The organism is Streptosporangium sp. NPDC002721 (assembly GCF_042888905.1).
In the GTDB taxonomy this organism is placed as follows: Bacteria; Actinomycetota; Actinomycetes; order Streptosporangiales; family Streptosporangiaceae; genus Streptosporangium.
Map to the genome: position 1 here is coordinate 114,052 of NZ_JBIAQI010000014.1, position 16,804 is coordinate 130,855.

The 16,804-nt window shown below is 72.3% G+C and carries 13 protein-coding genes; 4 read left to right on the forward strand and 9 right to left on the reverse strand.

Features of this window, described 5'->3' with window-relative positions:
- Nucleotides 1-199: 199 nt before the first annotated feature.
- From ACFYWM_RS21385 to ACFYWM_RS21415, 7 genes are all read right to left on the reverse strand, one after another.
- The gene (locus ACFYWM_RS21385) at nucleotides 200-2,302 is read right to left on the reverse strand and encodes a xanthine dehydrogenase family protein molybdopterin-binding subunit (RefSeq protein WP_389917211.1); all 2,103 of its coding nucleotides are present in this window, start codon (nucleotides 2,300-2,302) and stop codon (nucleotides 200-202) included.
- Complete coding sequence (locus tag ACFYWM_RS21390; protein WP_389917212.1) at nucleotides 2,299-3,348, reverse strand: FAD binding domain-containing protein; 1,050 nt, start codon at nucleotides 3,346-3,348, stop codon at nucleotides 2,299-2,301. Before ACFYWM_RS21390 ends, ACFYWM_RS21385 begins: the two co-directional genes overlap by 4 nt.
- Nucleotides 3,345-3,935 (reverse strand): 2Fe-2S iron-sulfur cluster-binding protein, encoded by a 591-nt coding sequence (locus tag ACFYWM_RS21395; protein WP_389917213.1) that lies wholly within the window; start codon nucleotides 3,933-3,935, stop codon nucleotides 3,345-3,347. Before ACFYWM_RS21395 ends, ACFYWM_RS21390 begins: the two co-directional genes overlap by 4 nt.
- Before the next feature lie 148 nt (nucleotides 3,936-4,083).
- Nucleotides 4,084-5,058 (reverse strand): sugar-binding transcriptional regulator, encoded by a 975-nt coding sequence (locus ACFYWM_RS21400; protein ID WP_389917214.1) that lies wholly within the window; start codon nucleotides 5,056-5,058, stop codon nucleotides 4,084-4,086.
- 287 nt (nucleotides 5,059-5,345) lie between these two features.
- Entirely contained in the window at nucleotides 5,346-6,458 is a 1,113-nt protein-coding gene (locus tag ACFYWM_RS21405; protein WP_389917215.1) for an ABC transporter permease, read from the reverse strand.
- Nucleotides 6,455-8,101 carry a sugar ABC transporter ATP-binding protein gene (locus ACFYWM_RS21410; RefSeq protein ID WP_389917216.1) on the reverse strand — a complete coding sequence of 549 codons (1,647 nt, stop codon included), beginning with the start codon at nucleotides 8,099-8,101 and terminating at the stop codon, nucleotides 6,455-6,457. The genes ACFYWM_RS21405 and ACFYWM_RS21410 overlap by 4 nt, the downstream gene beginning before the upstream one ends.
- Entirely contained in the window at nucleotides 8,098-8,772 is a 675-nt protein-coding gene (locus tag ACFYWM_RS21415; RefSeq protein ID WP_389917217.1) for a DUF2291 family protein, read from the reverse strand. Before ACFYWM_RS21415 ends, ACFYWM_RS21410 begins: the two co-directional genes overlap by 4 nt.
- 837 nt (nucleotides 8,773-9,609) lie before the next feature.
- Between ACFYWM_RS21415 and ACFYWM_RS21420 the strand changes: the two genes are divergently transcribed.
- The 3 genes from ACFYWM_RS21420 to ACFYWM_RS21430 all read left to right on the forward strand — a co-directional run bounded on the left by ACFYWM_RS21420 (nucleotide 9,610) and on the right by ACFYWM_RS21430 (nucleotide 12,686).
- Nucleotides 9,610-10,518, forward strand: coding sequence for a hypothetical protein (locus ACFYWM_RS21420; RefSeq protein ID WP_389917218.1), 909 nt, complete (start codon nucleotides 9,610-9,612; stop codon nucleotides 10,516-10,518).
- A gap of 13 nt (nucleotides 10,519-10,531) precedes the next feature.
- A complete protein-coding gene (locus ACFYWM_RS21425; protein WP_389917219.1) occupies nucleotides 10,532-11,383 on the forward strand; it encodes a class F sortase in 852 nt (283 codons plus the stop codon).
- A gap of 157 nt (nucleotides 11,384-11,540) precedes the next feature.
- The gene (locus ACFYWM_RS21430; RefSeq protein WP_389917220.1) at nucleotides 11,541-12,686 is read left to right on the forward strand and encodes an acetyl-CoA C-acetyltransferase; all 1,146 of its coding nucleotides are present in this window, start codon (nucleotides 11,541-11,543) and stop codon (nucleotides 12,684-12,686) included.
- Between the two features lie 161 nt (nucleotides 12,687-12,847).
- Here the strand turns inward: ACFYWM_RS21430 and ACFYWM_RS21435 are convergent, their stop codons facing one another.
- Together ACFYWM_RS21435 and ACFYWM_RS21440 are read right to left on the reverse strand one after the other, a co-directional pair.
- Entirely contained in the window at nucleotides 12,848-13,039 is a 192-nt protein-coding gene (locus ACFYWM_RS21435; protein ID WP_389917221.1) for a hypothetical protein, read from the reverse strand.
- A gap of 478 nt (nucleotides 13,040-13,517) precedes the next feature.
- The gene (locus tag ACFYWM_RS21440) at nucleotides 13,518-14,228 is read right to left on the reverse strand and encodes a class I SAM-dependent methyltransferase (RefSeq protein ID WP_389917222.1); all 711 of its coding nucleotides are present in this window, start codon (nucleotides 14,226-14,228) and stop codon (nucleotides 13,518-13,520) included.
- A 385-nt stretch (nucleotides 14,229-14,613) separates the two neighbouring features.
- On the opposite strand from ACFYWM_RS21440, the gene ACFYWM_RS21445 reads away from it, so the two are divergent.
- A complete protein-coding gene (locus tag ACFYWM_RS21445) occupies nucleotides 14,614-16,731 on the forward strand; it encodes an ATP-binding protein (protein WP_389917223.1) in 2,118 nt (705 codons plus the stop codon).
- Nucleotides 16,732-16,804: the final 73 nt, after the last annotated feature.

The following is a 16,804-nucleotide window of genomic DNA, read 5'->3' on the forward strand; positions in this document are numbered from 1 at the left end:
CGCGCCCGGCCGGGCGGGTGCCGCCCGGCGCCGTCAGGTACCGGCCGGGGGCTGACGCGCGGGTCGCGCGGCGTCGTCGGGTACGCCCATCAGGGCGGCGTCATCGGGTACGCCCATCAGGGCGGCGTCACCGAGTACGCCCAAGGCAGATCCATCGAGAAGGCACGCCCATCGAGTGCGTCAGATGGACCGGCGCGCGTCACCCGGCGCGCATGGCCGCCCGCACCCGCTCAAGGGTGATCGGCAGGTCGCGCTGCCGGAAGCCGGTCGCGTGGAAGACGGCGTTGGCGATCGCCGCGGCGGTGCCGACGATCCCTATCTCGCCGATGCCCTTGGCGCCGACCGGGTTGAGCTCGTCGTCCTGCTCGTCGATCCAGTGGGCCTCGATCCCGGGGACGTCGGCGTTCGCCGCGATGTGGTACCCGGCCAGGTCGTGGTTGACGAAGTCGCCGAACCCGGGGTCCAGCACCAGGGCCTCGTGCAGGGCCATGGAGATCCCCATCGTCATGCCGCCGAGGAACTGCGAGCGCGCCGTCCTGGCATTGATGATCCGGCCGGCCGCGAAGACCCCCAGCAGCCGCCCGACACGGACCTGCCCGCTGTCGCGGTCCACCCTGACCTCGGCGAACTGCGCCCCGAACGAGTGGCGTGAGAGGCGCTTCCACGCGGCGAGGTCCTCGGCGGTGTCCGCCCGTGCCTCCAGGCCCTCCGGGGGGACCACGCCGGCCCGCTCGTCGAGATCCTTGACCAGCGCCCGGCAGGCCTTGCTCACCGCCCAGCTCCAGGAGGCGGTGCCCATGGACCCCCCGGCGAGCGCGGCGGGGCCGAAGACGCTGCGGCCCACCCTGACCGTGACCCGGTCCATCGGAACGCCGAGCTCGTCGGCGGCCACCTGGGTGAGCGCGGTACGGGCGCCGGTGCCGATGTCGGCCGCGGCGATCTCGACCACGAACCTGCCCGTGGGCTCGGCGTGGGCGGCCGCGGTGGACGCCCTGGTGTAGACGGGGTAGGTCGACGACGCGACACCGGTCCCGACGAGCCACCGGCCGTCCTCCCGGACGCCCGGCGTGGGGTCGCGGTCGGCCCAGCCGAAGCGTGCCGCCCCCTCGCGCAGGCAGGCGACCAGGTTGCGGCTGCTGAACGGGAGCCCCGACCCGGGGTCGGCCGAGGGCTCGTTGACGATCCGCAGCTCGACGGGGTCCATCCCGAGGGCGTACGCCAGCTCGTCCATCGCCGACTCCAGGGCGAACATCCCCGGAGCCTCGCCGGGAGCGCGCATCCACGAGGGGCTCGGCACGTCCAGCCGCAGCAGCCGGTGGGCGGTGTGGCTGTTGGGCGTCGCGTACATCATGCGGCTGGGCGTGACCGTCTGCTCGGTGAACTCGACGAGCTGGGAGCTCTGCTGGAGCGCGTCGTGCCACAGCGCGGTGAGCCTGCCGTCGGGCTCGGCCCCCAGGCGTACGCGCTGCACGGTGGGCGTCCGGTAGCTGACGAGCGGGAACATCTGCTGCCGGGTCAGCGCCACCTTGACCGGTCGCCTGACGGCGCGGGCGGCCAGTGCCGCGAGCACGGTCGGCGGGCGGGGCGCCCCCTTCGACCCGAAACCGCCGCCGACGTGGTCCGCGACGACGCTCACCGCGCTCTCGGGAAGGCCGAACAGCCGGGCGATCGCGGCCGCCGACCCCCACGGGGCCTGGTCGGCGTTGTAGAGCGTCAGGGTCTCGCCCTCCCAGAACGCGATCGTGGCGTGCGGTTCCAACGGGCTGGCGTGCTCGGCCGGGGTCGTGTAGGCGGCGTCCACGCCGACCGGCGCCTCCGCCAGGGCGCGCTCGGCGTCACCCCGGTCGACCGTCCCCGTGAAGCCCGCGTTGACCTTCGCCGGGGAGGAGATCCGCGGGTTGCCCGGATCCAGCACGACCTCGTACTCCTCCTCCTCGTAGTCCACGCGCACCGCCGACGCCGCCTCGCGGGCGCCCTCCAGGGTGTTCGCGACCACGGCCGCGACGATCTGTCCCCGGTAGGCGACGCCGGCCGACTGCAGGACGGCCAGCTCGGCGTCCTGCACGGGACGCAGCCGGGAGACGTTGCCGCTGTCCAGCACGGCGACCACCCCCGGCATGGCCAGCGCGGCGGCGCCGTCGACGGAGCGCACCCGCCCCCGGACGATCGTGGACTGCACCGGCCAGACGTAGAGGGCGTCCGGTACGGGGTACTCGTACGCGTAGCGGGCCGTGCCGGTGACCTTCTCGCGTCCTTCGATCCTGACCGGTGTCCCGCCCACCACCTTGTCGAGCGTGGTCATCCCCGCTCCTCCCGAGTGAAGTCGTTCCCCGTGAGTCCGTTGGACCCCGGGGGTCCCGCCGGATCCGTGAGGTCGCGGACACCCGCCGCGATCAGGTCCCCGGCCAGACCGATCTTGAACTCGTTCCGCGGGAGGGGGCGCGCCGCCGCGAACTCCGCCTCCGCGGCGGCCAGCAGCAGCGCCCTGGTCGGCCGGTGGCCGATCAGCATCCCCTCGGCCTCCCGGGCCCGCCACGGCACGGGGGCCACCCCGCCCAGCGCCAGCCGGATCTCCCGCAGCGAACCGCCGGCCTCCGTCGCGACCACCGCCGCGACCGAGACCACCGCGAACGCGTAGGACCAGCGGTCGCGGACCTTGCGGTACAGCATGGCCGCGCCGTCCGGGGGCGGAGGCAGCTCGACCCCGGTGATCAGGTCGCCGGGCTCCAGCACCGTCTCCCGCTCCGGGGTGTCGCCGGGCAGCAGGTAGAAGCGGGAGAGCGGCACCGCCCGCTCGCCGCCCCCCGCGGACCTGATGTGCACCACGGCGTCGAGGGCGGCCATCGCCACCGCCATGTCGGAGGGGTTGGTGGCCACGCACGCGGCGGAGGTGCCGATCACCGCCAGGTCGCGGTGCTCGCCGCCGATCGCCGAGCAGCCGGTGCCGGGCTCGCGTTTGTTGCACGGCTTGGTGACGTCCTGGAAGTACGGGCAGCGCGTGCGCTGCAGCAGGTTCCCGCCGGTGGTGGCCATCGACCGCAACTGCCCGGAGGCCCCGGCCAGCACCGCCTGGGAGAGCGCGGGAAAGCGTTCCCTGATGCCCCGGTCGCCGGACAGGTCGCTGTTGCGGACCAGCGCGCCGATGAGCACGCTCCCGTCGGCCCGGTGCTCGATCCGGTCGTACGGCAGCCCGGTGACGTCCACCAGCGTCGCCGGCCTGGCCACGCCGAGCTTCATCAGGTCCACGAGGTTGGTGCCGCCGGCCAGGAACATCGCGTCGGTGCCGTTGAGGACGGCGGTGGCGGCGGCGCCGGGGTCGGTGGCGCGCTCGTAGGTGAAGGGCCTCATCGCGCGCCTCCGGGATTCCGCCCGGAGAGGACCGGCTCCGGGCCCCCCTCGCCGGCCACGTCGAGCACGGCCTGGACGATCCCCGCGTAGGCCCCGCAGCGGCAGAGGTTGCCGCTCATCCGTTCGCGGACCTCCTCGGCGTCCAGGGCGGCGCTGGAGGCGACGCCCGCGGCGACGTCCGCGGTGACATGGCTCGGCCAGCCCCGTTCCGCCTCGTCGAGCGCGCCGATGGCCGAGCAGATCTGGCCCGGCGTGCAGTATCCGCACTGGAAGCCGTCGTGTTCGAGGAACGCCTGCTGGAGGGGGTGCAGATCGTCCGCGCCGGACAGGCCGGCCACCCCCTCGATGGTGATGATCTCCTGCCCGGCGGCCATGACCGCGAGTGTCAGGCAACTGTTCACCCGGCGGCCGTCCAGCAGGACCGTGCAGGCCCCGCACTGCCCGTGGTCGCATCCCTTCTTCGTCCCGGTCAGCCCGAGATGCTCTCGTAGCGCGTCCAGGAGGGTCACCCGGTTGTCCAGGGAGACGGAGTGGTCGGCACCGTTGATGCGCAGCGTGACATCGCTGCTGAACGCTTCGACTGCCATGCGTTTATCCTGTCAATTCCCCGACAATGAGGGGATTTCTGGTTAATCCGAAAATCAAAAAGAAGCGGTAATCGTGGCGCTTCGAGAATTACGGTGGAACCAAGAGGGCACCAAGAGCGGTCATACCCCGGCCGGGGACGGCCCGGTGTCAGCGGAGGCCGGTGAGCAGGTGCCGCGCGGCCTCCAGGTCGGTGATCAGCACGTTGACCCACCCGCCCCGGAGCGCGGCCCTGATCGCGGCGTGTTCGCGCTCGCCACCGGCGACGGCCACCCGGCGCCCGACGGAGCGGAGGGCGTCGGCGCCCATCCCGACGACCCGCCGGTCGAAGGCCGAGCGGACCACGTCGCCCTCGGCGTCGAAGAAGCGCAGGCACACGTCGCCGACGGCACCGAGGGAGCGGAGTTCCTCCCGGTCGGCGTGGCCGACGACGTCAGCGCTCCCGAGCGGGGACGGGGGTGGTTCAAGACCTCCGATCCCGACCAGTACGACGGTCAGCTCCCGCCACTGCGCCGCCACCTCCGCGACGGCCGCGTCCCGCAGCAGCGCGTCGCGGGCCGCCGCCGTGCCGGCGACGCCCGCCGAGGGGAGGAGGACGGGCCTGGCGCGGGTGACGTCGGCGAGACGGCTGACCAGCCGGGTGGCGTGGGCCCGCGCCCCGGGGCCGCCCGCGTCCCCGACGACCTGCACGACACGGTCGGCCGCCTGGGTGCTCCGGGGATGCATGCGGTCGACGGCCGCCAGCAGGGTCTCGCTCCGGGAGGAGACGCCGATGACGTCCCCGCACCTGAGGGTGGCGCCGAAGTAGAACGCGGCGGCCGAGGCCAGGGCCGGGACGAGGCCTCCGGCCCCGGGGTCGGCCACCACGGCGTCCCGCAGGGAGTAACGGCGCTGGAGCCCCTCTTCGAGCTCGGTGTGCACCCCTTCGGGGAGGGCCACGACGGTGCGGACGACGCCCCGGGTGACGGCCTCCTTGAGCAGGCGGGAGACGCGCGGCTGCGAGATGCCGAGCGCCGTGGCGATCTCGGGTTGCCGCATGCCCTGCTCGTGGTACATCCGGGCCACCCGCGCCAGCAGGCGCAGATGGCCGGGGCCCTGGTCCCGCCCCGGCTCGGGGACGACCATGCACCGCCTCCTCGTCGTCCTCGTCGTCCTCGTCGGACAGGTGGAACAGGCCCGCTCCGGCCCGCGCGACGGCGGTGGCGGCGCGCGCGCCGGTGCCGTGGGACGGGGCGGGGTGGCGGAACCGCCTCACCCGCGGCAGGGTCAGGGGAGGGGAACCGCCTTACCCGCGACCGGCCACCCAGCGTACCGGCCCGGTGCCTTTCCGTGCCGGCGAGCCGGGACGCGCGATCCACGACCACGGGCTCGGGTCGCGAGCCTCCGGCCACGCCGACCGGGGAGCGGGCCGGTCAGGCCGGTCGCCTGCCCGCGGCCATCGCCGACACGGCGGCCTCCCGGCGCTGGAACCGCCGCCGGCCCTGATCCAGCATCACGACGAGAACGAGCACGGCCCCCTTGACGACGATCTGCCAGAACGCCGGCACGTCCATGAGCATCAGGCCCTCGGCGAGGAGGGCGACGACGCAGGCGCCGACGAGGGTGCCCCACACCGTGCCGCGTCCCCCGCCCAGCGCCGCGCCGCCGAGGATCACCGCGGTGATCGCGTTGAGCTCGTACGTCTCACCGGCCAGCGGTGTCGCCGAGGTCAGCTCCGAGGCGATGACGACACCCGCGAGCGCGGCGCAGGCGCCGGAGATCACGTACACGGCCGTCCTGACGCGGTCGATCGGGACCCCCGAGAGTTCCGCGGCCCGCTCGTTGCCGCCCGCGGCGTACAGCCACCGGCCGAACGGCGTCCTGGTGAGCAGCAGCGCGACGGCGGCGGCGAGGACGACCGCGATCCAGATCGCCACCGGGACGCCGAGCGGGCGCCCGTTGCCGAGCCCCCCGAAGCCGGTGTTGCCCAGCTCGGGGCTGCCGTCCAGATTGGGATAGGTCGAGCCGCCGGAGATCAGCAACGCGGCCCCCCGCGCCACGTACAGCATGCCGAACGTCGCGATGAACGGCGGCACCTTGAACCGGGTGATGACGACGCCGTTCACCAGACCGGCGAGCATGCCGACCGCGACGCAGAGCACGATCACGCCCCACACGGGCGGGTAGGCGACGGCGTCGGCGAACCTGAGTTCGAGACCTTCGAGCAACTCGCCGGCGACGACCCCGGAGAGCCCGGCGATCGACCCCACGGACAGGTCGATGCCGCCCCTGATGACGACCAGCAGCACGCCGAGCGCGATCACCGCGTTGATCGCGACGTGCTTGGACATCATGACGAGGTTCGGCACGGAGAGGAACGCGTCCGACAGCAGGCCGAAGACCACGACAATGGCCGCGAGCGCGATGATCGCCCGCAGCTCGAACAGGCCGTTCACCACGGAGAGGCGGCGGGCCTCGGCCGAGACCCTCCCCGGCGGGGAGTTGCCGGGCGACGCCGGTGCGGGGGGCGTTTCCCGAGGTGTCACCCCGCACCGCCCCTGTCCGTGCCCCTGTCCGTGCCGATGTCCGTGCCGATGTCCGGGTAGACGTACGCGCCCGGGTAAACGCCCGTCGCACCGTCGTGCTCGTCGTGCTCCTCGTCCTCGTCGACGGAGGTGCCGTCCGCCACCTTGAGCAGTTCCTCCCGGGTCGTCGTGCCGCGCCGGAACTCGCCGGCGAGGACACCGCGGGAGAGCACCAGCAGGCGGTCGGGGACGCGCAGGGCCTCCTCGGCGTCCGACGTGGTGAACAGGACGGCCAGGCCGCGCTCCGCCTGCGCGGCGATGAGCCGGAAGATGTCCGCCCTGGCGCCGACGTCGACGCCGCGCGAGGGCTCGTCCAGCAGGAGCACCCGGGGGTCGGTCAGCAGCGCCCTGCCGATGACCACCTTCTGCTGGTCGCCGCCGCTCAGCGAGGTGACGGGCGCCTCCGCGCCGCCCGTCCTGACGGTGATGTCAGCGATCATCCGGCGGACGGCGTCCCGCTCGCGGTCACGGGAGACGAGCAGCCGCCGGACGAACGCGCCCAGCCCGGCCAGGGAGAGGTTCTCCCCGACCGACATCGTCTGGACGAGGCCGTCGCGCCACCGGTCCCCCGGGACCAGGACCACGCCCCGGTCGACGCGCTCGCGGATCCCCTCGCCCTCCAGCGGGGTGCCGGAGAGCAGGATCCGGCCCGACTGCGAGGGGATCCGGCCGGCGAGCGCCTCCAGCAGCTCGGTGCGGCCCGAGCCCGTCAGGCCGTAGATCCCCACGATCTCGCCCTCCCTCACGGTCAGGGAGAGGTCGTCGACGGCGAGGCGGCAGGGGTTGGCCGGGTCGGCCACCACCAGGCCGCGCAGGGCCAGCACCTCCTCCCCGGTGACCGGGACGTCGCGCGGGAACCGGTCGTCGCGGCCGCGGTCGGACATCCGATCCACGATCCACCGGACGCCGACGTTCTGGGCGTCCGCCGTGGCGACGAGCCGCCCGTCACGCAGCACGACGACGTCGTCGGCGATCTCCAGCGCCTCCTCCAGGTGCGAGGAGACGTAGACGATCGCCACGCCGTTGGAGGTCAGCTCCCTGATGACCCGGAACAGGACCCTGACCTCCGGGGCGGTGAGCGCCGAGGTGGGCTCGTCCATGATCAGCACCCGGGCCTCCTGGAGGAGCGCCCGCGCGATCTCGACGATCTGCTGCTCGCCCGGAGTCAGTTCACGGACCGGCAGGTCGGGATCCAGGTACTCCTCCAGGCTGTGCAGCATCGCCGCGCTGGTGGCCCGCTGGGACGAGCGGTCGATCACCCAGGAGCCCCCGCGGATCTCCCTGGCCAGGAACAGGTTGTCCTGGATGCTCAGGTTGGGACAGAGGCTGAGCCCCTGGTGGACGATCGCGACGCCCCGGTCGGCGGCGTCGCGGGGTGACGCGAACCTGACGGGCTCCCCGTCGAGCTCGACGTGGCCGGTGGTGGGGTGCTCGATCCCCGAGAGGATCCTCATCAGGGTCGACTTGCCCGCCCCGTTCTCCCCGAACAGCGAGGTCACCCGCCCGGCGGCGACGTCGAAGTCGACCTCCCCGAGCACCTGCGTGTCCCCGTACACCTTGGTGACGTCGCGGGCGCTCAGGACGGTGACGGTCGGGATCCTCACGAGATCTCCTTGATCGAGACCGGGGTGATGGTCACGACGGAGGGGGTGAGGAAGCTGAAGGCCCCGACGAAGGAGATCTCCTTGCCCTCCAGCCGTGCCACGTCCAGGTTCCCGAGCAGCTTCTCCCGCATCTGGTCGTTCAGCGCGGTCGCGGCGTCGGCGTACTCCACCTGGTTCAGGAACTGCCCGAAGTTGATGAAGCCCACCACGTCACGCAGTGCCGTGCCGTTGATGACCGAGCCGACCTGCAGCGAGACCCGGGTGTCGGGGGGGAGGCCGGGCACGGTCACGTGCATCAGCCCCGACGTCACCGGCCCGGCCCTTCCGGTGCCCTTGACCGCGAAGGTGTAGGGGCCGGTGCCGTGCCGGACGCCGTAACGCTTCCCGGCCTCCTCCATGCCGGTGTGCATCGCCTTCACCAGTACGGGCAGCTCGACGGCCTTCCTCTCGACCGCGGGCACGACCCTGTCGTCGTACATCCGCGCTCCGTACGCGGCCGGGTCGAAGCGCCGTGGACCCGCCGCCGCGACCGACTCGGCCGAGCGGTACTGGGTGCTGAGCCCGACGGCCGTCAGGAGGGCCACCGCCAGGGCGGCGGCGATCCATCTCACCGGGACCCGCCGGCGGGGCGCCTGCCCGCCGCGCGCCCGCGGTGCGGCCGGCGTGCTCATCTCAGTCCTTCCAAAGGGGAAACCTCACAGGTGATCGCTGATCCATCCGCTGGGAGAGCCCCGGAAGGGACTCGTGGCCGGGCGGGGGGAGGGTTTCCGGGAGAGTCCCGGGGATGACCGTCGCCGGTCGGAGGGCGTTCGGCGGAGCCCTCCGGACGATGTGCCGTACCGCTGGGAAGTCCTCGCGCCCGCGGCCCGCCGGGCCGGGGCACGGCGGGTGCCCTTCATGACCCGTATACCCGTTCGCACGTCTTCCACCGAATCCTCTCCGAACGGGAACCGGTCGAGCCGCCCGCGTCGTCCATCCCGCCCGGCGGGCTCACGGGCGGACACGGAATCCCGTTCGGGTGGACCGGTTCGATGATCACGGTGCCTGTTTCGCCGAAATATCTCAGCAACGCATGGTGATATTCGGAGCGTCCGAATCGGGCCCACCGTGGGTTCCACCCTGCCCGATGGCGCTCCCGAATGGTGATCTTTAAGCTCGACCACACTAGGTTTGACCTGGTTTTTTCTATATATCCAGGCTCTGATTGCCAACCTCGGTCCGGCTGCCCGCCAGGCGGCCGGATTCGCGGCGGGACCCCTGGCAGGGCTCCGCGAGGCGCCCGCCGCGCGTTTCGCGTCCGGACGGGTATCCGCCCGACCCACCGTCACGGGCCTTACCGATGTACGGTGTCGTTTGCTGTGAGATAGATGGGAATTTATGTCCGTTTAGCCGACTTGCTCGCGCGCCAGGGTCTCTGTTCGTAGGATCTATGCCGAACCTTGACCACGACGCGTAAGCCTCGGCGGCCGGTGTGAGGCCGGTCGATCAAGCTGGAACGAGGAGAAACTGTGCTGAAGTCCAAGACGCGGCTGCGCGTCGCGGTCAAGACGGCTGTGGTCGCCGCGGCGGGCGCAGGCATCTTCGGTGCGTTTCCCGCGCTCGCCTCCATCTACGCCGCCCCCAAACCGGTGGCCTACACCTGCACGCCCGCCGCCGGCGGGGCGCCGGCGACGTACACGCTCCAGATGGACCTCACCGGTCCGGCGGCGGCGGTGACGAACTCGCCCGTCGTGGCGACGTGGAAGATCGCCCCGTCTCCCTCCCTCACCGCGCCGGTGGCCGTGACCACGCCCCTGTCCCTCGCCCTCGACGCCGACGTGCGGATCGAGGCGTCTCCCGCGGCGCCCGCCGCCGTTCCCTCGGAGCTTCGCGCGATCACCGCCAGCGCTCCCGCCGCGACGATGTCGGCCGGCCAGCCGCTCACCCTGCCGACGCTACTGGTCACGGTGACTCCCACCGCGACCGGTGTCGTGGCCTTCAAGCCCGACGCCTTCACCGTGTTCCTCGACTCCGCGACCGGGACCTCGCCCACCGAGCTGCTCGACTGCGCCCTGGCGGTCGACGCCGCGGCGTCCGCCCAGGTCTCCGCCGCCGCGCTGCGGGTGACCGTGGGGACGGGCAGCCCCAGCGCCAGCCCGAGTGCCAGCCCCAGCGCGAGCCCGAGCGCGACCCCGTCCAACTCGCCCTCCGCGACCCCCACGCCGACCCTCACCGTCACCCGGACCAAGACCGCCGACCCGACCCCCGACGACTCCGACGAGCAGATCGACGAGACCCCCAAGGGCGCCGCCTCTACGGGCGGCGGCGGCGACGCCGGGCCCGACGCTCGAATGATCATGTTCAGCGGTGTGCTGATGATGGCCCTGGCCGGCGTCGGCGGGCTCATGCTGCGGCGTCGCACCGCCGGTCGCGGTTGATCGGGGTGGCCGGATGACCACCCCACCTCCGGGCGGCTGGCCGCCCCCGGGGCCTCCACAGGGGCCGGTGCCCCACTACCGGCCGGTCCAGCCGCCGTACCCGCCGCCGGTCCATCCCCAGCAGTACGGCTCGCCGTACGAGGGGTGGCCCGGCCAGGAGCCCCCCGGCGGCGGCCGGATGATGCGGTCGGTGCTCATCCTGGCCGGTATCGCCGGGGTGGTCACGGTGCTGGTGGGCCTGCTCTACATGCTGGCCTCGCCCGAGGAGTACGGCATGGCCGACCAGCGCACCACGCTGCCGCCCCGCGACCTGGCCGCCGCGGCGCCGGCCAATCCCTACTTCCAGGCGCCCCCGACCGCCCCGCCGCCCCTGCCCAGCCTGCCCGCGGCCCCGGCCATGCAGCCCTCGTCCCCGGTGCGCCTGGTCATCCCGCGGCTCGGGGTCAACTCGCCGGTCAGGTCCGTGGGGCTCGACAGGAAGGGCGCCATCGAGGTGCCGCCGGTCGGCAACCCGAACCTGGTCGGCTGGTACCGCTCGGGTCCCACCCCCGGTGAGGCGGGTCCCGCGATCATGCTCGGGCACAAGGACACGCGCTCGGGCAGCGCGGTGTTCAGCCGGCTCGACGAGATCCGCAACGGCGACGTCATCGAGGTGCACCGCAAGGACGGGATCATCGCCGTCTACACCGTGGGCGGCCTGGAGCAGGCGGAGAAGTCGGTCTTCCCGACCCAGCGGGTGTACGGCCGGTCGCCGACCCCCCAGCTGCACCTGATCACGTGCGGCGGCACCTACGACCGCTCGACCGGCCACTACACCGACAACGTCATCGCCTACGCGACCATGACGAGCACCAGGAAGGCCTGAGTTCCCGGTTCCCCGGTGTTCCGGAAAGGGGTCGATCATCCTCGCCGCCGTGGAGGCGGCTCCCGTCCGGGCGCGGGCGAAAGTTCTGTTGTAACCTCCTACTAACCGAACATTGCTCGGTTTCGCAGGCAGCTCGGTTCCGCAAGCAGGAGGCACTGTGGCAGAGGCGTACATCGTCGGGGCGGTCCGCACCCCCGTCGGCAAGAAGAAGGGCGGTCTGTCCACCGTCCACCCCACCGATCTGGCCGCGCACACCCTCGGCGCGCTCATCGAGCGTACGGGCGTCGACCCGTCCGCGGTCGAAGACGTGATCATGGGCTGTGTCATGCAGTTCGGCCCGCAGAGCATGGACATCGCGCGCAACGCGTGGCTGTCGGCCGGCCTCCCGGAGAGCGTCGCCGGTGTGACCATCGACCGCCAGTGCGGCTCCTCCCAGCAGTCGATCCACTTCGCCGCGCAGGGAGTGCTCTCCGGCACCCAGGACCTCGTCGTGGCCGCCGGGGTGGAGTCGATGAGCATCGTCCCCATGGGGTCGAGCATCACCGCCGCCCTGGAGAAGGGCATGCCCTTCCCGTTCGGGGAGAAGTGGGTGGAGCGGTACGGCAAGCAGGAGATCTCCCAGTTCCGCGGCGCGGAGCTCATGTGCGAGAAGTGGGGCCTCAAGCGCGAGGAGCTGGAGCGGTTCGCGTACGAGAGCCACCAGCGGGCCTCGAAGGCCGTCGCGAACGGCTACTTCAAGGACCAGATCGCCCCGATCAACGGCGTCGAGGACGACGAGGGCCCGCGTCCGGACACCACGCTGGAGAAGATGGCGACGCTGAAGACGCTGAAGCCCGACGGCGTGATCACGGCCGCCACCTCCTCGCAGATCTCCGACGGCTCGGGAGCGCTCCTGATCGCCTCCGAGCAGGCCGTACGCGACCACAACCTGACCCCCAGGGCGCGCATCGTCACCCTGGCTCTCACCGGCGACGACCCGGTCTACATGCTGACCGCGCCGATCCCGGCGACGCAGAAGGCGCTGAAGAAGGCGGGCCTGTCCATCGAGGACATCGACGTCACCGAGATCAACGAGGCGTTCGCCCCCGTCCCGCTGGCGTGGATCAACGACCTGGGCGCCGACCCGGCCAAGGTGAACCCGAACGGCGGCGCGATCGCCCTGGGCCACCCGCTGGGCGGCACCGGCGCGATCCTGATGACCAAGCTCCTGCACGAGCTGGAGCGGACCGGCGGCCGGTACGGGCTGCAGACGATGTGCGAGGGCGGCGGCCAGGCCAACGTCACGATCATCGAGCGTCTGTGACACCGGCGCCCGCGCGTCATGGGGTGAGAGGGCACTGAGACGGGGAAGGCCCCGGTCCTGGATTCCAGGACCGGGGCCTTCCGCGTTTCCGCGAGGGAACTCGTGAGTCAGCTCTCCGCGAGGGAACTCGCGGGCCGGCTTTTCGCGAGGGAACTCGTGGATCAGCGGCCACCCCTGCCGGGGATCCGGCGCGGCTGCTGGGTCGGCCTCATCGGCGTCGGGGGCATCGGCAGGTGCCGGGGCGCCGGGGGCACGACGTGCTCGGGGAGCGGGGCGCCGGTCTTGATGGTCTTGGCAGTCTTGGACTTCCCGCCGCGCTTCTGCGCGAGTTTGTGAGCAGCGTGAATTCGCATATGGACTCCTTGAAGAATGTGACGACGCGGTGAGAACCCGGGCCGGAAAACTCAGCTGCCGCGTCGGACGAACGGGGCCGGAGGGCTGAGTGCGGGCGGATCGGCGAGGGCCGATCAACGCCGGCTCTTAGGAGTTAATCCACATGCGGACGAACATACGTCGTCCCTCCAGGGACGTGCAACCGATTTACCGGCGACCGGTTCCGGGCCGCGCCCAGGCGGCGGAACCTGCTGATCTCGTGGGAGTTCAGCCTGTGAACCCCGCTGATTCCGTCGAGGCCCGGGTGCGGAACCCGCTGATTCCGTCGAGGCCCGGTCGCGGGGCCCGTCGGCTCGTGAGACCGGTCGCCCGGCAGGCGCGGGGCCCGTCGGCGCGATCGGCGCCGTAACGGCCGCGCGCGGTGTCGCTCCCGGGCTTCCGGGAGCGACACCGCGCGCGGGTCACCGTGGGTCGTGCGGGCGCCTGCCCAAGGACGGACTACTTCGGCACGCGGGCGACGCAGAAGACGGTCTGCCCGAACGGCGGGCGGACGAAGCGCTCGATGAGGCGGGTCAGGGGGACCACCGTACGGTCGTAGATCTTGACCAGCCGGGGGTCGGGGTAGCCGACGCCGCCGCGGCGGACGGCGGCCCACCAGGCGATGCCGCCCAGGAAGTTGATCGGCTTGAGCACGTCGATGTCCAGGCCCGCCTTGGAGACCGTGCTGCGCAGGGTGGCGGGGGTGTAGCGGGTGACGTGGCCGACCTTGCGGTCGAAGTCCCCGTACAGCTGCATGTAGCCGGGCACCCAGATGACGATCCGGCCGCCGGGGAGGGTGACCCTGGCGAGGGAGCGCAGCGCCTCGACGTCGTCCTCGATGTGCTCCAGGACGTTCATCATCACGACGGTGTCGACCTTCTCGCCGATCGGGATCTCGGTCGGCAGGCCGAACTGGAGCACGTCGATGTCGTCGCGCCCCTCGAAGCGCTTCTGCAGCTGCTCCACGCAGTAGGGGTCGAAGTCACTGACCACCAGCCGGTCGAGGCGAGGCAGGAACGCCTCGGCGAAGTGGCCCAGCCCGGAGCCGATCTCCAGCATGGACCGGCCCACGTGCGGGGCGACCATGTCGAGCTCGTACTGCCGGTAGTTCTTGGCCTCGTCCCCACCCAGGTGGTTCTCCAGGGCCTCGTCACCGGCCGCGGGTTGCACTACGCGGTCATACCCAGACATGCGGTTCCGTCCAGCTCGCTTACGGAAGGGCCGCGGCGGGGCCACGGCCAAGGACAGCCAGAGTCTAGTGGCGCTTCCCTGGCGGCGTTCCCTTAAACGCTTCACGACCGGTGCCGCTCCCCGGGGCGGGGCACTCCCGGCGGGCGGCACGCCCCTCGTTCGCACCCCGATTACCGGCTCCGCCGAATCAGCCATAAAGCACCAGCATTTCCAAGCCTCACGCCGTACGGAGGAAGTTCGACCTCGACCCGGCGGTGAGATTTGCACCGGGGGACAAGGAAACCCCCCTGGGAAATGGCGGGCGGCCCGGTTCGTGATTTGGAAACGATGCGATTCCCGGTGAGTGAAAAAGGAGCGCGAATCGATGGAAAAGATCCAATGGTGGCGCGGGAACCTGCCCGCGGAGACGAATGGCTTCATCGGCAGGGAAAGCGAGACGCGGCGGTTGCTGAGATTCCTGGCCGGTACGCCGCTGACCACGGTCACCGGTGTCGGGGGCGTCGGCAAGTCACGGATCGCGGTCAGGGCCGCGCGGGAGGGGCAGGAGCACTACCCGGACGGCACCTGGCTGGTGGAGCTCTCCGGCGAGCGCGACGGCGACCTGCTCGCCCACACGGTCGCGGCCGTCCTCGGACTGCCGGAGCGGTCCGCGCGGTCGCAGGCCGAGACGCTCGTCGAGTTCCTCGCGAGCAGGAGGCTCCTGCTGCTCCTGGACGCCTGCGAGCACCTCCTGCCCGCCTGCCGCGACCTCGTCGGCCAGATCCTGGCGGCGGCACCCGGTGTACGGATCATCGCGACCTCCCGCCGCCCCCTCGGGCTGCCACAGGAGGCGCTGCTCCACGTCGAGCCCTTCGAGACACCCGCCCGGCGGACGAAAAGCGCTGAAGGCACAGAGGACACGGAAGACACGGAGGGCGCGGTCCCGGTGGGAGAACCCCCCGACGAGCCGGAGAGACCGGAGAGACCGGAGGAGAACGACGCGCTTCGCCTCTTCCTCGACCGCGCCGGAGGCGTGCGGCCCGCCCTGGAGACGACCCGGACCGGCATGGCGGCCGCGGCCAGGATCTGCCGGAGGCTCGACGGCGTGCCGCTCGCCGTCGAGCTGGCCGCCGGATGCCTGGGATCCCTGCCGGTGGAGCGGCTCGCCGACCACCTGGACGACCACTTCGAGGTCTCCCACGGCCGGGCGCCGGTCCCCCGCGACCGGATCGTGCGCGCCGCGATCGGCTGGAGCCACGAGCTGTGCGCCCCGGAGGAGCGCCTGCTCTGGGCCAGGCTCTCGGTCTTCGCCGGAGGCTTCGACACGGCGGCGGCCGAGTGGGTGTGCGGCGACGAGCACCTGGACGACGTACCGGCCCTGCTGGAGAGCCTGGCGGAGAGGTTCCTCCTCGTCCGCGTACCCGGCGGCTACCGGCAGCCCGCCACGGTCAGGGAGTACGGCGAGGAGCGGCTCGCCCTGCTCGGCGAGGAGGCCCGGCTGGCGCAGCGGCACCGCTACCACTACCTCGACCTGGCGCGCAGGGCCGAGGCCGACTGGTACGGCCCCGCCCAGGAGGAGTGGGCCGCCAGGCTCGCCTTCTCCATGACCGACCTCCGTCTCGCCCTCGACCCCGCCTCCCCGACGTCCGTCGAGCTCGCCGGAACGCTCTGGATCCTCTGGTTCTGTCTGGGCCGGCTGAACGAGGGCCGCCACCACATGGCGCGGGCGATCGAGGCGGCTCCCGTCACCGATCCCGGGCTGCCCCGGCTCCTGTGGGCCGACGGATGCGTGGCCATCGCCCAGGGGGAGCTGGAGGTGGGCCGCCGCCGGGCGGAGGAGGCGCTGTCCGCGGCCCTCGACTGGGGCGACTACGCGGCGGCCGGGCACGCCCAGCTCCGGCTGGCCAGCAGTTCCCTGTGCTCCGGCGCCCTGGAGGACGTCGAACCCTGCGTCGAGCGCGTCCGCGAGTACTTCCGCCGCGCCGACGCCGCGACCGTCAGCGAACCCCTCGCCCTGGTGACCGCGGCCATGGCGGTCACCTGGCGGGGCGAGTTCGACAGGGCGGTCTCCGTGCTCAAGGAGGTGCAGCGGCTCTGTGACGCGCGCGGCGAGCGCTGGGCCCGCGCCTGCGGCGACTACGTCCTGTCCATCGCCCAGCTGGGTCTCGGCAGGGTGGCCGAGGCGGCGGAGGCCGCCCGGCAGTCGCTCGACGTCAAGTGGCGCCTGCGCGACGCCGCGGGGGTGGCGCAGGCGGTCGACCAGCTCGCGGTGATCGCCGCGGTCGAGGGTGACGGCCGGCGCACGGCCAGGCTCCAGGGGGCGGGGGTACGACTGTGGGCCACCTTCGGACTCCAGGGCTGCCGCTCGGAGGGCATGTCCGAGCCGAGGACCGTCGCCGAGCGGACGGCCAGGCAGCTGCTCGGCGACGAGACCTACGACGCGGTCTTCGCCGAGGGCTACGAGGCCGACCCGGACGCGGCGGTCGCCTATGCCCTCCACTGAAGGCACGCACCCACCCGCGAGTCCTCACCCCATCGAGAAGCCCATCGAGAACCCCGTCGAGAACCCCGTCGAG

Coding starts and splice junctions, on each gene's coding strand:
- ACFYWM_RS21385 (WP_389917211.1), bottom strand. CDS start 2,302: ATGACCACGCTCGACAAGGTGGTGGGCGGGACACCGGTCAGGATCGAA.
- ACFYWM_RS21390 (WP_389917212.1), bottom strand. CDS start 3,348: ATGAGGCCCTTCACCTACGAGCGCGCCACCGACCCCGGCGCCGCCGCC.
- ACFYWM_RS21395 (WP_389917213.1), bottom strand. CDS start 3,935: ATGGCAGTCGAAGCGTTCAGCAGCGATGTCACGCTGCGCATCAACGGT.
- ACFYWM_RS21400 (WP_389917214.1), bottom strand. CDS start 5,058: ATGGTCGTCCCCGAGCCGGGGCGGGACCAGGGCCCCGGCCATCTGCGC.
- ACFYWM_RS21415 (WP_389917217.1), bottom strand. CDS start 8,772: ATGAGCACGCCGGCCGCACCGCGGGCGCGCGGCGGGCAGGCGCCCCGC.
- ACFYWM_RS21425 (WP_389917219.1), top strand. CDS start 10,532: ATGACCACCCCACCTCCGGGCGGCTGGCCGCCCCCGGGGCCTCCACAG.
- ACFYWM_RS21435 (WP_389917221.1), bottom strand. CDS start 13,039: ATGCGAATTCACGCTGCTCACAAACTCGCGCAGAAGCGCGGCGGGAAG.
- ACFYWM_RS21445 (WP_389917223.1), top strand. CDS start 14,614: ATGGAAAAGATCCAATGGTGGCGCGGGAACCTGCCCGCGGAGACGAAT.